This window comes from Streptomyces sp. NBC_01408, assembly GCF_026340255.1.
Classification (GTDB): Bacteria; Actinomycetota; Actinomycetes; order Streptomycetales; family Streptomycetaceae; genus Streptomyces.
In genome coordinates, this window is the sequence record NZ_JAPEPJ010000001.1 from 412,177 (window position 1) to 425,746 (window position 13,570).

At 72.4% G+C, this 13,570-nt stretch carries 15 protein-coding genes; 7 read left to right on the plus strand and 8 right to left on the minus strand.

Annotation, left to right across the window (positions count from 1 at the left end; translation table 11 throughout):
- Positions 1-61 precede the first annotated feature (61 nt).
- On the plus strand, positions 62-1,186 hold the full coding sequence (locus OG447_RS01835; protein WP_266934408.1) for a magnesium and cobalt transport protein CorA: 1,125 nt from the start codon (positions 62-64) through the stop codon (positions 1,184-1,186).
- A gap of 43 nt (positions 1,187-1,229) precedes the next feature.
- Positions 1,230-1,745: a hypothetical protein gene (locus OG447_RS01840; RefSeq protein ID WP_266934409.1), complete on the plus strand. Its 516-nt coding sequence runs from the start codon at positions 1,230-1,232 to the stop codon at positions 1,743-1,745.
- 172 nt (positions 1,746-1,917) lie between these two features.
- Here OG447_RS01840 and OG447_RS01845 read toward each other — a convergent pair whose 3' ends face one another.
- On the minus strand, positions 1,918-2,676 hold the full coding sequence (locus OG447_RS01845) for a hypothetical protein (RefSeq protein WP_323181814.1): 759 nt from the start codon (positions 2,674-2,676) through the stop codon (positions 1,918-1,920).
- A 206-nt stretch (positions 2,677-2,882) separates the two neighbouring features.
- Here OG447_RS01845 and OG447_RS01850 point away from each other — a divergent pair, with 206 nt between their 5' ends.
- The 3 genes from OG447_RS01850 (at position 2,883) to OG447_RS01860 (ending at position 6,051) form a co-directional block, all read left to right on the plus strand.
- Positions 2,883-4,154: a CBS domain-containing protein gene (locus OG447_RS01850; RefSeq protein WP_266934411.1), complete on the plus strand. Its 1,272-nt coding sequence runs from the start codon at positions 2,883-2,885 to the stop codon at positions 4,152-4,154.
- 85 nt (positions 4,155-4,239) lie between these two features.
- Positions 4,240-4,839 carry a DUF1003 domain-containing protein gene (locus OG447_RS01855; protein WP_266938709.1) on the plus strand — a complete coding sequence of 200 codons (600 nt, stop codon included), beginning with the start codon at positions 4,240-4,242 and terminating at the stop codon, positions 4,837-4,839.
- Positions 4,840-4,881: 42 nt separating this feature from the next.
- On the plus strand, positions 4,882-6,051 hold the full coding sequence (locus OG447_RS01860; RefSeq protein ID WP_266934412.1) for an Mrp/NBP35 family ATP-binding protein: 1,170 nt from the start codon (positions 4,882-4,884) through the stop codon (positions 6,049-6,051).
- A gap of 63 nt (positions 6,052-6,114) precedes the next feature.
- Here OG447_RS01860 and OG447_RS01865 read toward each other — a convergent pair whose 3' ends face one another.
- The 5 genes from OG447_RS01865 to sigE form a co-directional block, all read right to left on the minus strand.
- On the minus strand, positions 6,115-6,876 hold the full coding sequence (locus tag OG447_RS01865; RefSeq protein WP_266934413.1) for a hypothetical protein: 762 nt from the start codon (positions 6,874-6,876) through the stop codon (positions 6,115-6,117).
- 141 nt (positions 6,877-7,017) lie between these two features.
- On the minus strand, positions 7,018-7,461 hold the full coding sequence (locus OG447_RS01870; protein ID WP_266934414.1) for a sec-independent translocase: 444 nt from the start codon (positions 7,459-7,461) through the stop codon (positions 7,018-7,020).
- A gap of 117 nt (positions 7,462-7,578) precedes the next feature.
- The gene (locus OG447_RS01875) at positions 7,579-9,039 is read right to left on the minus strand and encodes a S1C family serine protease (protein WP_266934415.1); all 1,461 of its coding nucleotides are present in this window, start codon (positions 9,037-9,039) and stop codon (positions 7,579-7,581) included.
- Between the two features lie 54 nt (positions 9,040-9,093).
- Complete coding sequence (locus OG447_RS01880) at positions 9,094-9,753, minus strand: zf-HC2 domain-containing protein (protein ID WP_266934416.1); 660 nt, start codon at positions 9,751-9,753, stop codon at positions 9,094-9,096.
- Positions 9,750-10,529 carry an RNA polymerase sigma factor SigE gene (gene sigE / locus OG447_RS01885; protein WP_266934417.1) on the minus strand — a complete coding sequence of 260 codons (780 nt, stop codon included), beginning with the start codon at positions 10,527-10,529 and terminating at the stop codon, positions 9,750-9,752. Before sigE ends, OG447_RS01880 begins: the two co-directional genes overlap by 4 nt.
- Before the next feature lie 179 nt (positions 10,530-10,708).
- Here sigE and OG447_RS01890 point away from each other — a divergent pair, with 179 nt between their 5' ends.
- A complete protein-coding gene (locus OG447_RS01890) occupies positions 10,709-11,371 on the plus strand; it encodes an O-methyltransferase (protein ID WP_037919526.1) in 663 nt (220 codons plus the stop codon).
- Between the two features lie 95 nt (positions 11,372-11,466).
- On the opposite strand, the gene OG447_RS01895 is transcribed toward OG447_RS01890, so the two are convergent.
- Together OG447_RS01895 and OG447_RS01900 are read right to left on the minus strand one after the other, a co-directional pair.
- The gene (locus OG447_RS01895) at positions 11,467-12,084 is read right to left on the minus strand and encodes a hypothetical protein (RefSeq protein WP_266934419.1); all 618 of its coding nucleotides are present in this window, start codon (positions 12,082-12,084) and stop codon (positions 11,467-11,469) included.
- Between the two features lie 160 nt (positions 12,085-12,244).
- Entirely contained in the window at positions 12,245-12,412 is a 168-nt protein-coding gene (locus tag OG447_RS01900; protein ID WP_003966491.1) for a DUF3117 domain-containing protein, read from the minus strand.
- Positions 12,413-12,745: 333 nt separating this feature from the next.
- Between OG447_RS01900 and OG447_RS01905 the strand changes: the two genes are divergently transcribed.
- Positions 12,746-13,549: an enoyl-CoA hydratase/isomerase family protein gene (locus OG447_RS01905; protein ID WP_266934420.1), complete on the plus strand. Its 804-nt coding sequence runs from the start codon at positions 12,746-12,748 to the stop codon at positions 13,547-13,549.
- Positions 13,550-13,570: the final 21 nt, after the last annotated feature.

The following is a 13,570-nucleotide window of genomic DNA, read 5'->3' on the forward strand; positions in this document are numbered from 1 at the left end:
GCCGCAGGGGGAGGGTCTCCCACCCGTACGGTCCGCAGCCGTGCGCGCGAAGGAGCCTGCCATGTCGATGCTGCCCTACCTGCGTGCGGCCGTCCGCCCGTCGCTGCGCAAGTCCACCCCGGCCCAGCCCGGCTACGACACCACCCGCGACCCGTCCGCGAGCAGCGCGGTGGTCGACTGCGCCGTGTACCGGGGCGGCAAGCGCGACGCCCGGGATCCGGACGCGGCCCGTCTGACGCCGCGTGAGGCGATCCGCCGGGTCCGCGAGGACGGCGGTTTCGCCTGGATCGGGCTGCACGAGCCGACGGAGGCCGAGTTCGCGGGTATCGCCGCCACCTTCGGCCTGCACCCGCTGGCCGTGGAGGACGCGGTGCACGCGCACCAGCGGCCGAAGCTGGAGCGCTACGACGACACCCTCTTCACCGTCTTCAAGACGATCCACTACGTGGAGCACACCGAACTGACCGCCACCAGCGAGGTGGTGGAGACCGGCGAGGTGATGTGCTTCACGGGCCCCGACTTCGTCATCACCGTCCGGCACGGCGGCCAGGGCTCCCTGAAGGGGCTGCGCCACCGTCTCCAGGACGACCCGGAGCTGCTCGCCAAGGGGCCGTCGTCCGTCCTGCACTCCATCGCCGACCACGTCGTCGACGGGTACATCGCGGTGGCGGCGGCCGTGCAGGACGACATCGACGAGGTGGAGAGCCAGGTGTTCGCCGCTCCCGCCAAGGGCAGTACGCGCGGCGGCGACACGGGCCGCATCTACCAGCTCAAGCGCGAGGTGCTGGAGTTCAAGCGGGCGGTCTCCCCGATGCTGCGTCCGATGGAGCTGCTCAGCGAGCGTCCGATGCGGCTGGTGGACCCGGACATCCAGAAGTACTTCCGCGACGTCGCCGACCACCTGGCGCGGGTGCACGAGCAGGTCGTCGGCTTCGACGAGCTGCTGAACTCGATCCTCCAGGCGAACCTCGCGCAGGCGACGGTCGCCCAGAACGAGGACATGCGCAAGATCACCTCCTGGGCCGCGATCATCGCCGTGCCCACGATGATCTGCGGGGTGTACGGGATGAACTTCGACCACATGCCCGAGCTCCAGTGGAAGTACGGCTATCCGATGGTGATGGCCTCGATCGTCGGGATCTGCTTCACCATCCACCGGGCGCTGCGCCGTCACGGCTGGCTCTGACGCGCTACCGGGCCGTACGGGGGCACCCCCTACTCTGGTCCGTATGACTCTCAGCACGCTCGACCTGGCCCTCGTCGAGGAGGCCACCAAGAAGTCCGGCCTGATCTGGGTCCGCGGCGACGGGGCCGACCGGGCCCTGTGGCACGCCTGGGTGGACGGCGCGGCCCACGTCCTGGGCGACGGGCCCGGCGAGCAGCCTTTCCCGGGGCTGGCCGACGGCGCGTCCGCCGAGGTGACCGTGCGCAGCAAGGACAAGGGCGGCCGGCTGGTGGCCTGGACGGCGACGGTGCGGGAGCTGGCACCGGGCAGTGAGCCGTGGCAGGCCGCGGTCGCCGAGCTGAAGGGCAAGCGGCTGAACGCGCCCGACTCGGAGCGGATGACCGAGCGGTGGGCGCGCGAGTGCCGGCTGCTTCGGCTGGAGCCGGAGGCGGTCCGCGAAGAGCTGCCGGCCGGTTCGCTGGCCGCGGCCCCGCTGGTGTCCCCGGCGACGACCCGCGAGCCGGTTCCGGCGGGCCTGCCGAAGCTGCTGCTGAAGCGGAAGAAGGCGGCGCGCGCCTAGCCTCCGGCGGTGGGCCGCAGGTTCGGGGCTCGCCCCGTGCCCCCGGGCCCCCCGTGGGCTGATGTGCGGCTGAGTGGGCGGGTGCGGCGGCGTTGCTGGGGCTCCGCCCCAGACCCCGCGCCTCAAACGCCGGCGGGGCTGTATTTGCCGGGGCCGTATTTGCCCGCGGGGGTTACGGGTTTGTGGGGTTCGAGCCCTGGCCCTTGGACGGGGCGGCGGACGGGGAGCCCGCGTCCTTCGTCGTCGGCAGCTGGGGCCCGTAGTCGACGGTCTGGTCCTGCTCGGGCGGCGCGAGCTGGAAGGTCTGGCCCCACTCCGCGAGTTCCACCCGCCCGGCGCCGCCGGCGCGTTCCATCAGCAGCGGGTACGGGGTCCCCTCCAGGGACACCGAGAGCTTGCCGCCCTTGCCCGCGTCCGCCGTGACCTGGACGGCGCGGGTGTGCCCGACCTCGGTGTAGGCGCCCTTCGCCAGTTTGCCGTCGAGGCCCAGCAGCCCGTCCAGCAGGACGTCCATGTCGGTGAAGCCGCGGAACTGCTTGTACGAGGGGTCGGCCTCGGGCACCTTCACGTACTTGTCGCCGAGTTTGCCGGCCGATTCGGACTGCCCCCAGAAGGCGGCGCTGGCCTTCAGGTACAGCTGCTCCCCCACCCGCAGCAGCTGGAAGGTGTCGTCCTGCGACTTCACCTCTCCGGAGCCGCCGTCGGACTTCAGGCGCATGTCGAGGGTGAAGGTCTTGCCGCCGCTGACGAGCGTGCCGGACAGGTGGACGGAGTCGGCCTCCGTGGCGGCCGCCTTGGCCTTCGCCTCGATCTTGTCGGCGGAGAGCTTGCCGACCCCGTTCGTCCCCTCGTCGGGGTCCTTCCCCCCGCAGCCGGTGCCGGTGACGGCCAGGCCCGCGCACAACGCGCCGATGAAGGCGGCCCGGCGCATCCGCATGGCGGGGAGGTAGGCGGTCACGGGCGGATGCCTCTCGTCGTTCGGCTGGGGGCAGCAGGCAGCGTACCCGCCCGTACGCCGAGGGCCGTCAGCCCCCCGGAGGGACCCCGCGCGGACCGCCCCACCAGGACGCCTTCGCCCGGCACGGGCTAGCCTGAGGCACGGCAGGACTGTCGATTGACGCTCTAGGAGGCGCTCGGATGGCTGCAGGCGCCCCGCGGATCTTCGTCTCGCATCTGTCGGGTGTGCCCGTTTTCGACCCCAACGGCGACCAGGTGGGCCGGGTCCGCGACCTCGTCGCGATGCTGCGCGTGGGCGGGCGCCCGCCGCGGCTGCTGGGCCTGGTGGTCGAGGTGGTCAGCCGGCGCCGGATCTTCCTGCCGATGACCCGGGTCACGGGAGTGGAATCCGGGCAGGTCATCACGACCGGCGTCGTCAACATGCGCCGCTTCGAACAGCGCCCCACCGAGCGGCTGGTCCTCGGCGAACTGCTGGACCGGCGGGTGAAGCTCATCGCGGACGGCGAGGAGGTCACCGTCCTGGACGTGGCCATCCAGCAGCTGCCGGCCCGCCGGGACTGGGAGATCGACCGGATCTTCGTGCGGAAGGGCAAGTCGGGAGCGCTGCGCCGGCGCGGCGAGACCCTGACCGTCGAGTGGTCGGCGGTGACCGGTTTCTCCCTGGAGGAGCACGGGCAGGGCGCCGAGAACCTGGTGGCCACCTTCGAGCAGATGCGCCCGGCCGACGTGGCGAACGTCCTGCACCACCTGACGCCCAAGCGGCGCGCCGAGGTGGCCAGCGCCCTCGACGACGACCGGCTCGCGGACGTCATGGAGGAGCTGCCGGAGGACGAGCAGGTGGAGATCCTCGGCAAGCTGAAGGAGGAGCGCGCCGCCGACGTCCTGGAGGCGATGGACCCGGACGACGCGGCCGACCTGCTCTCGGAGCTCCCGGAGGACGACAAGGAGCGGCTGCTGACGCTGATGCAGCCGGACGACGCCGCCGACGTGCGCCGCCTCCTGTCGTACGAGGAGAACACCGCGGGCGGCCTGATGACCACCGAGCCGATCGTGCTGCGGCCGGACGCGACGGTCGCGGACGCGCTGGCCCGCGTACGGCAGGCGGACCTGTCGCCGGCGCTGGCGGCGCAGGTGTACGTGTGCCGGCCGCCGGACGAGACCCCGACGGGCAAGTACCTGGGCACGGTGCACTTCCAGCGGCTGCTGCGGGACCCGCCGTTCACGCTGGTCAGCTCGATCGTGGACACGGACCTGCCGCCACTGCGGCCGGACGCCTCGCTGCCCGCGGTGACCACGCACCTCGCCGCGTACAACATGGTGGCGGTGCCGGTGGTCGACGAGAGCGGTTCGCTGCTGGGCGCGGTCACCGTGGACGACGTACTGGACCACCTGCTGCCGGACGACTGGCGGGAGACGGAGTTCCATTCCGAGGAGGCCGTGGGTGGGCACTGACCGAGGGCGCTTCGACCGGGGGCGCGGCGAGCAGGCGCGCGAGCGGCGGCGCGAGCAGATCCGGGAGCGGCGCGAGCAGGCCCGGATGCAGGCGCGTGAGCACGGGCTGGCGACGGAAGCAGCGGAACGTTCCGCCGAGCGGGCGGGAAGGCCCGCCCAGAGCACCGGGTCGAGCGCCCTGACGCGCTCGCGGGTCCGCCTGGACCTGCCGCGCGCGCCGCGCCGGTCGCTGCTGCCCGAGTACGACCCGGAGGCCTTCGGGCGCCTCTCGGAGCGGGTGGCGCGGTTCCTCGGCACGGGCCGGTTCATCGTCTGGATGACCCTGGTCATCATCGTCTGGGTGCTGTGGAACATCTTCGCGCCGGGTCACCTGAGGTGGGACGAGTACCCGTTCATCTTCCTGACGCTGATGCTGTCGCTGCAGGCCTCGTACGCCGCCCCGCTGATCCTGCTCGCGCAGAACCGGCAGGACGACCGGGACCGGGTCAACCTGGAGCAGGACCGCAAGCAGAACGAGCGCTCCATCGCCGACACCGAGTATCTGACCCGGGAGATCGCGGCGCTGCGGATGGGCCTGGGCGAGGTCGCCACGCGCGACTGGATCAGGTCGGAGTTCCAGGATCTGATCAAGGAGATGGACGAGCGTCGTCTATTCCCGCTCGAGAGTGACGAAGGCGACCGCTAGCGGCCTTCCCCGCGGCATGCTACCGAGCCGTACCATCGGGGCATGGCTACCGACACATCCCCCGCCGACGCCGCCGCCGTCCCCGAGCAGGACGCGATCCTCGACGCGCTGGCGACGGTGAACGACCCCGAGATCCACCGTCCGATCACCGAGCTCGGCATGGTGAAATCGGTGGAGATCGGCGACGGCGGCGCGGTCGCCGTCACGGTCTACCTCACCGTGTCGGGCTGTCCCATGCGCGAGACGATCACCAAGAACGTCACCGAGGCCGTGGAGCGGGTCGCCGGCGTCACCTCGGTCGCCGTCACCCTCGACGTGATGAGCGACGAGCAGCGCAAGGACCTGGCGGCCACCCTGCGCGGCGGCACCGCCGAGCGCGAGGTCCCCTTCGCCAAGCCGGGCTCGCTGACCCGCGTCTACGCGGTCGCCTCCGGCAAGGGCGGCGTCGGCAAGTCCTCCGTCACCGTCAACCTGGCCGCGGCGATGGCGGCCGACGGCCTGAAGGTCGGCGTGGTGGACGCGGACATCTACGGCCACAGCGTGCCGCGCATGCTGGGCGTCGAGGGCCGCCCGACCCAGGTCGAGAACATGATCATGCCGCCGTCCTCGCACGGCGTGAAGGTCATCTCCATCGGCATGTTCACCCCCGGCAACGCGCCGGTGGTGTGGCGCGGGCCGATGCTGCACCGCGCGCTCCAGCAGTTCCTGGCCGACGTGTTCTGGGGCGACCTGGACGTGCTGCTGCTGGACCTGCCGCCGGGCACCGGTGACATCGCGATCTCGGTGGCGCAGCTGGTGCCGAATGCCGAGATCCTGGTCGTGACCACCCCGCAGCAGGCCGCGGCCGAGGTCGCCGAGCGGGCCGGGTCGATCGCCGTGCAGACCCACCAGAAGATCGTCGGCGTCGTCGAGAACATGTCGGGCCTGCCGTGCCCGCACTGCGACGAGATGGTGGACGTCTTCGGCTCGGGCGGCGGCCAGAAGGTCGCCGACGGGCTGACCAAGACGGTCGGCGCGAGCGTGCCGGTGCTGGGCTCGATCCCGATCGACGTCCGGCTGCGCGAGGGCGGCGACGACGGCACGCCCGTGGTCCTGTCCGACCCGGACTCCCCCGCGGGCGCGGCCCTGCGGGCCATCGCGGGCAAGCTGGGCGGCCGCGCGCGCGGCCTGTCGGGCATGTCCCTGGGCATCACCCCGCGCAACAAGTTCTGATCCGCCGTCACGCGAAGGGCGCCGCTCGACGAGCGGCGCCCTTCGCGTGTCCCGGCCGCTCCGCTACGCGTAGGCCGCCAGGTCCCCGATGACCGAGAAGCCGAGGCCGTAGGCGCTCATGCCGCGCCCGTACGCGCCCAGGTGGACCCCGCTGCCGGTCGAACCGGCGAGCACCCAGCCGAACTCCGACTCGCGGTAGTGGAAGGGCGTGGGCTGCCCGTCGACGGGCAGCGACAGCGTCGACCAGTCCTCGCCGCCGAGGTCGTCCGCGAGCTCCCACGCGGCCTCGGTCTGCTGATCGAGCCAGTCGCTGCGCAGGGAGTGGTCCATCTGCCCGGGCCAGCTGTAGGCCAGCAGCCCGGAGCCGGCCAGCCAGGCCGCCGAGGAGACCGAGGTGGCCTCCAGGACGCCGGTGCCGTCGCCGCTGCGGCGCAGCGGGTTGCTCGCCACGGTGACGACCACGGCGAACCGCTCCTTCTCACCGGTGGCGATCTCGCCGCGGGCGGAGGGCTCGTCCCCGTGTCCGGTGGAGCCGTGCTCCACGGTGCCGTCGGCGCCGAGGCCGACCTGCATGAGCCAGCGGGGGCCGGTGAAGGCCCCGTCCAGCCCGTACCAGGGGAAATCGGCCCTCAGGTACCCCTCGACCGTCCGGCGGGCCACCGGGACGGGAGCGGCGGCTTCCTGGGGCTGCGCCTCGGCCTGCGCGGCGTTCTGCGTACCGGTCTGCGCGCCGCTCTGCTCGGCGCTCTGCGGTTCCTCCGCAGGTGCGGCGGCGGGGGCTTCCGCGGGTTGCACCCCTACCCGGCTACTGCTCGTCGTCTCCATCTGGCCTCTCGTTCCGTGGGGTCCGAAGCGGCCCTCCCCCACGCTTCACTGGGGGGACCCCCGCCCTCGGGCGTCCTGGATCCGGACTCATGGAGGATAGCCATCCGACCCGGGATCGCCGGGCAGGCTGCGTGGTGCGGCTCAGGTGGCGTCGGCGTCGAAGCGGGCGCGCTGGTCCGCGGCGGGGGCGGCGGGCTTCTTCACGAGGTCCGGGCCGGCGGCGGGCGCGCCGCCGGCGGCTGCGGAGGCCGTCACGGGGTCGGTCTCCTTGCTGTTCACGGCGTCGGTGACGTCGTTCAGCTCCTTGCGGAGATCGAAGCTGCCGCGGATCTCCTTGAGGTCCTCGTTCTCGCTCAGCTGCTTGCGGATGAAGGTCTTCGGGTTCAGGTCCTCGAACTCGAAATCCTTGAATTCCGGGCCGAGTTCGGAGCGGATGTCCTGTTTGGCACTGTCGGAGAACGCCCGGATCTTCCGGATCACGCCCGTGACGTCCTGAATGACCTTGGGCAGCTTTTCCGGACCGAAGATGAGAATGGCGAGCACCACGATCGTGACCAGTTCGAGTGCGCCTATGTCGTTGAACACCTTGCCGCTCCTCGGCTCTCTTCACTTCGGGCCCGGACACACGGTACCCGGCCCGCCCGGCGGGCCCATACCTGTGTACGGACCCGGCAGCGGTTTCACCCGCACGTCATGGAGTGCTCATGAGCCGTTCGCCGACCCGAGGACCACCTCCAGCGTGCGTTCCCTGCCCTCGCGGAGCACGGTCAGGGTCAGCGGATCGCCCGGGCGGTGGGCCCGGATCTTGATGATCAGCTCGTCGCCGCCGCGCACCCGCTGGCCGTCCACCTTGGTGATCACGTCGCCGGCCTTGATGCCCGCGCGGGCGCCCGGCCCGTCCGCGACCACGGAGGGCTTGCCGTCCTCGCCCTTGTCGCCGACCTTGGCCCCGTCGCCCGTGTACTCCATGTCGAGGGTGACGCCGATCACGGGGTGGGTGGCGCGGCCGGTGCGGATGAGCTCCTCGGCGACGCGCTTGCCCTGGTTGATGGGGATGGCGAAGCCCAGCCCGATGCTGCCGCCCTGGCGGGTGGGGTCGCCCTTGTCGGCCCCGCGGATCGCGCTGTTGATGCCGACCACCCGGGCCGCGGCGTCCAGGAGCGGGCCGCCGGAGTTGCCGGGGTTGATCGGGGCGTCGGTCTGCAGGGCGTCGACGTAGCTGATGTCGCTGCCGTCGCCCTTGTCGCCGCCCGCCGTGACGGGACGGCCGGTGGCGCTGATGATGCCCGCGGTGACGGTGTTGGACAGGTCGAAGGGCGCGCCGATGGCCACCACCGGGTCGCCTACCTTCACGTTCTCGGAATTGCCGAGGCTCAGCGGCTGGAGTCCGCGCACCCCGCTGACCTTGACCACGGCCAGGTCGTAGCCGGAGTCCCGGCCCACCAGCTCGGCGGTGACGCTCTCGCCGGTGCTGAAGGTGACCGCTATCTCCTTGGCGTCGCCGACGACGTGGTTGTTGGTCAGGATGTGGCCCTGCTGGTCGAGCACGAAGCCGGTGCCGGTGCCGCTGCCCGCGGTGCCCCGTACGTGCAGGGTCACCACGCCGGGCAGCGCCGTGGCCGCGATCCCGGCCACGCTCTCGGGCGCCCGGCCCTTGTCCGCGGCGGCCGCCTGGGGCAGCTCCAGGCGGGTGTTGCTCTGCCGCTCGGCCAGGACCCCGGCGTAGCCGCCGATCCCGCCGGCGAGCAGGGCCACGCCCGCGCTGAGGGACACCAGCTGCCACAGCCGGATCTGGCGCGGCTGCCCGCCCCGGTCCACGGCCTGGAAGGGCTGGTCGTCCCAGGGGTCGTAGCGCGGCTCCCGGGCGGCCGGCCCGTCCTCGTACGGGGCCTCGTACGGGTCCTGGTGCGGGTCCTGGTGCGGGTCCTGGTGCTGCCGCAGATCCCCGGCGGCCGGAGCAGGGCCTGGGGCCGGGTCGGCGGCCGGAGCCGCGTCAGGGGCCGGAGCCGCGTCAGCGGTCGCGTCAGGGGCCGGGGCCGCGCCCTGGGCGGCCTGGGCACCTTCCGGGCGCGGCGCGGGGACCCCGTCGTGGTGGGGGTCCGCCGGCCCCTCGGGCCGGCTCCACCAGGACGGAGCCGGATCGGTCTGCTGCCTGTCGGCCATGGGCGCTCCCCGCGTACTCATGCGCATGTGCCGCAGATTCAACCAGGTCCCGGGTCAGCGCAGGAGCGAGACCGGACGGGCCGAGGCCGGTGGCGAGGGGTGGAGCGGCGGCAGCGGGGGCGGGAGGAGGGTGGGGACGGCCCCGGGGGTGGGCAGCCGGTCGCGGACGGCCGCGTCGGTCACCGGCACGGCGGGGCCGGGCCGGGAGGCCGGAGCGGGGGAATCGCCCCGGGCGTTCGGGTCCACGGCCTCCAGCGGCAGCGAGCCGCCGAGCGCGAGCGCGGCCAGCGACACGGCCCCGGCGGCGACGAAGGCGAGACGGCGGCGCGGACGGCCCACCTCATGGATCCGGAAGCCCTCCTGCTGCGGCCGGGCTGCGGCCGTCGGCAGGGCGTAGGCGAAGGAGGAGAGCGGGTCGGGCCCCGCGGTACCCGGCGGACCGGAAGGCCCCGTGGGTCCGGCAGGACCTTCGGGCCCGGCGCCCGGCAGCCCCTGGAGGCGTGCCAGCAGCCCGGCGGACAGCGGCGGCGGCGCGCTCTCCACGAACATGGTCTTCAGACGGCGCTGCGCGTCGGCCTCGGCCTTGCACTTGGCACAGGTGGCCAGGTGGGCCAGGACCCGCTCGCGGGCGTCGTGCTTCAGCTCCCCGTCCACCAGAGCGGCCAGCCGGTCGCCCAGGTGCTGTTCGGCGGGAGAAGGACTGACTCCGCTCACTCGGTTCCGCCCTCTCCCCCGGCGCCCGGAACGCCCACGGCGACCCCCGCCAGGGCGCGCTGCTCGGCGCGGGCCTCGGGGGAACGGTGCTTGAGCGCCTTGCGCAGGTGAGAACGGCCCCGGTGGATACGGCTGCGCACGGTGCCGAGCTTCACGCCGAGCGTGGCGGCGATCTCCTCGTACGACAGGCCCTCGATGTCACACAGAACCACGGCGGCGCGGAACTCGGGCGCAAGGGTGTCCAGCGCCTGCTGCACGTCCGCGTCGAAGTGCGTGTCGTGCAGCACCTGCTGCGGGGACGGCTCACGGCTCGGCAGCCGCTCGGCGGCGTCGTCGGCGAGCGAGTCGAAACGGATCCGCTGCTTGCGCCGGACCATGTCCAGGAACAGGTTCGTGGTGATCCGGTGGAGCCAGCCCTCGAACGTGCCGGGCGTGTACGTGGACAGCGAGCGGAAGACGCGGACGAAGACTTCTTGGGTCAGGTCCTCGGCATCGTGCTGGTTACCCGTCAGACGGTAGGCAAGGCGGTACACCCGCGCACTGTGCGTGCTGACGATCTCCTCCCACGAGGGAGGGGTCCACGCCTGGGAGCCCGCATCGGCGGCAAAGGTCGCGGTGGTTGCGGTGTCTGCGGTGTGGAAGCGGTCAGCAATGTCGGTCACGGATTTCGGCTCACCCGCCGACCAGAAGAGGCGTCTCAGTACGCCCCTACGATCCACAGGCGCAGCCGCACCTCCCCTGTCGGCTCTGGTGGTGTCCAGTGGAGTCCCTACCATAGCCACCCCCTCCGTCAGCTCCGGATAAGCATTTTTGCAGTAACTTTGCACGGGATTTGGGCCCAGGACCGGCTCCGAGCCGTCGATCTGCCCGGCACCGTCCCTTCTTATCCCGCCTCCACCCCTCACAACGCCCGGTCCCATCTGCGGGTTCCCGACGTCAACGGATACAGTCACCGTTGCGCCAACTATGGGGACAGGAGAGGGTCATTACCGGCAACCGGCAGACGAGCTGGGCGTTCGCCGACGCGTTTGTCGCCGAGGACGACGCTCTGCGATGGGCCCGCGACCGGTCCAGGGAAGCGGGCCTGCGCTCCGTCTCCCCCGGCACCGGGGCCGCGCTGCGCCTGCTGGCAGCCACCGCGGACGCCAAGGCGGTCGCCGAGATCGGCACCGGAACCGGCGTCTCCGGCATCCACCTCCTGCACGGAATGCGCCCCGACGGGGTCCTGACCACGGTGGATCCCGAGGCCGACCGGCAGGCCTTCGCCCGCCAGGCCTTCCGCGCGGCCGGTTTCGCGGGCAACCGCGCCCGCTTCATCCCCGGCCGCGCCCTCGACGTCCTGCCCCGGCTCGCCGACGGCGGATACGACCTCGTCTTCTGCGACGGAGATCCCGCCGAGTCCCTCGACTACCTCGCTGAATCGTTGCGGCTGCTGCGCCCGGGCGGACTCGTGTGCTTCGAGGGGGTGTTCTCCGACGGCCGTACGGTCGACTCCGCGGCCCAGCCGGTGGAGGTGCTCCGGGTCCGCGAACTGCTGCGCAGCGTCCGGGAGAGCCCGGCACTGGAGGCAGCGCTGCTCCCGGTGGGCGACGGGCTGCTGTGCGCCGTGCGGCGCTGAGGACCCGTAGGAACGGGCGTCGGCACGGCCGTCGGAACGGCCCGTAGGACCGCCCCGTAGAAGACCGCCCCACCGCCCCTTGGGCCGCCCCCGCGTCAGCGCAGCAGGGCGAAGGTGAGGGCCGTCGTGGAGCCGAGTGCGGTGCCCGCGAGGAGCTGGGCGGCGGTGTGCGCCCGCAGGACCAGGCGGGACCAGCCGACGGCCGCGGCGACCGGGGCCGCAAGGAGCATCGGCGCGCCGAAGGCGATCAGCAGGACCATCACGGTGCCGCCGGCCACCGACATGTGCAGGGATATCTGCCAGCCGACCGTGACCAGCAGGGACGAGCCGAGGCCGACGAGCATCGCGACGACCAGCGCGCTGACCTCCGCCGGGGCGCCGAGGGCGTACACGAGGGTGATCCCGGCGGCGACGGACACGAGGCTGAGCGCCATCGGGACGACCCGCTGGCGGCGCACCCGGATGTGCTGGTCGGTCAGTGCGCCCCGCCGGACGCCGAGCGCGATGATGCCGACCGGGATCGCCCCGCAGAACACGGCGGCGAGCAACCCCCAGCCGAGGCCGGCCCACGACCCGGTGCTGTGCCAGCCGATCAGCAGGAGCAGGGCCACCACGAGGTTCCCGGGCGCCAGGACGTCGGTGAGGACCCGGGCCGTCTTCTGACGCGGGGTGCAGTCGGCGAAGGCGGGCGGCGCGGGAGGGGCGAAGGTCATGTCACGGCTCCGGAGGAAGGGCGCGTCGCGCGGCGGAGAAGGCCGGCGGGGACGAAGCGACCGCAGACGGCGGGCCTGCGGACACAACGCTGCCCCGGCCGCTCATCGCGGTCGGGGCAGCGCAGAAATCTGTGAAAGTGCGGTCAGCGTCCTTGGGGGGTCAGCCGACGACCTTCTTCAGGGCGTCACCCAGGGCGTCCGCCTCGTCCGGGGTCAGCTCGACGACAAGCCGACCGCCGCCCTCGAGCGGTACGCGCATGACGATGCCCCGCCCCTCCTTGGTGACCTCGAGCGGGCCGTCGCCCGTCCGCGGCTTCATGGCCGCCATGCTCGTTCCCCTTCCTGAAACCAGCTCATCGTCAGCCGACGGCCCCATTCAGGCGCCTAATACCCGGCATCGAACACATTGCTTCCCAGCCATTATCCCGCATGTCAGGACCCGATGACCAACATCGCTCGGGAACGCTTGTGCAACGCGCTCGACCAAAACCACTCATTTCGGGGACCCGCCTGCGATACTTCGCGGCTGCTCCTGGCGAACGGCCTCCGCTTTCTTTGACGCACATCACATGTGCCGTTCCCGTCCGGTCCGCCATGCTGGCCCTTGCACCGGCCGGTACCGGCCGGTAGCCAAGCCCGCGACGAAGGGGGACCCCCTGCCATGGCCGACAGCGTGCTCTACGAAGTGACCGACGGACTCGCGACCATCACGATCAACCGTGCGGACGCGATGAACGCCATGAACACGGAGGCCAAGGTCGCGCTGCGCGACGCGGTCCAGGCGGCCGCCGGGGACACCGCGGTACGGGCCGTCCTGCTGACCGCGGCGGGCAACCGGGCCTTCTGCGTGGGCCAGGACCTCAAGGAACACATCGGGAACCTCGCGGCGGACCGCGAGAACGGCTCCTCGCTGACGATGGACACCGTCGCGGAGCACTACAACCCGATCGTCCGGGCGCTCACCGAGATGCCGAAGCCGGTGGTGGCCGGGGTGAACGGCGTCGCGGCCGGGGCGGGCTTCGGTTTCGCGCTGGCGGCGGACTTCCGGGTCGTCGCCGACACCGCGTCCTTCAACACCTCGTTCGCGGGGGTGGCGCTGACCGCCGACTCCGGGGTCTCCTGGACCCTCCCCCGCCTGATCGGCGGCTCGCGCGCGGCCGACCTGCTGCTCTTCCCGCGCTCGCTCAAGGCCCAGGAGGCGTACGACCTGGGCATCGCCAACCGCCTGGTCCCCTCGGACTCACTGCACGCGGAGGCCGAGTCGGTGGCCCGCGCCCTGGCCTCGGGCCCCACGGTCGCCTACGCGGCGCTGAAGGAGTCCCTGGCGTACGGGGCCTCCCGCTCCCTCCCCGAGGCCCTGGAGCGCGAGGAGGCCCTCCAGGCCCGCGCGGGGGCCTCCGCCGACCACGGCATCGCCGTCCAGGCCTTCCTCGCGAAGCAGCCGCCGCAGTACCTCGGCCGCTAAGAGCGTCCCGCGGCCGGGTAC

Bases quoted from the DNA above. Each gene is read 5' to 3' on its own strand.
- OG447_RS01835 (WP_266934408.1), top strand. From the start codon at position 62: ATGTCGATGCTGCCCTACCTGCGTGCGGCCGTCCGCCCGTCGCTGCGC.
- OG447_RS01840 (WP_266934409.1), top strand. From the start codon at position 1,230: ATGACTCTCAGCACGCTCGACCTGGCCCTCGTCGAGGAGGCCACCAAG.
- OG447_RS01845 (WP_323181814.1), bottom strand. From the start codon at position 2,676: ATGCGCCGGGCCGCCTTCATCGGCGCGTTGTGCGCGGGCCTGGCCGTC.
- OG447_RS01850 (WP_266934411.1), top strand. From the start codon at position 2,883: ATGGCTGCAGGCGCCCCGCGGATCTTCGTCTCGCATCTGTCGGGTGTG.
- OG447_RS01855 (WP_266938709.1), top strand. From the start codon at position 4,240: ATGCAGGCGCGTGAGCACGGGCTGGCGACGGAAGCAGCGGAACGTTCC.
- OG447_RS01860 (WP_266934412.1), top strand. From the start codon at position 4,882: ATGGCTACCGACACATCCCCCGCCGACGCCGCCGCCGTCCCCGAGCAG.
- OG447_RS01865 (WP_266934413.1), bottom strand. From the start codon at position 6,876: ATGGAGACGACGAGCAGTAGCCGGGTAGGGGTGCAACCCGCGGAAGCC.
- OG447_RS01875 (WP_266934415.1), bottom strand. From the start codon at position 9,039: ATGGCCGACAGGCAGCAGACCGATCCGGCTCCGTCCTGGTGGAGCCGG.
- sigE (WP_266934417.1), bottom strand. From the start codon at position 10,529: ATGGTAGGGACTCCACTGGACACCACCAGAGCCGACAGGGGAGGTGCG.
- OG447_RS01895 (WP_266934419.1), bottom strand. From the start codon at position 12,084: ATGACCTTCGCCCCTCCCGCGCCGCCCGCCTTCGCCGACTGCACCCCG.
- OG447_RS01900 (WP_003966491.1), bottom strand. From the start codon at position 12,412: ATGGCGGCCATGAAGCCGCGGACGGGCGACGGCCCGCTCGAGGTCACC.
- OG447_RS01905 (WP_266934420.1), top strand. From the start codon at position 12,746: ATGGCCGACAGCGTGCTCTACGAAGTGACCGACGGACTCGCGACCATC.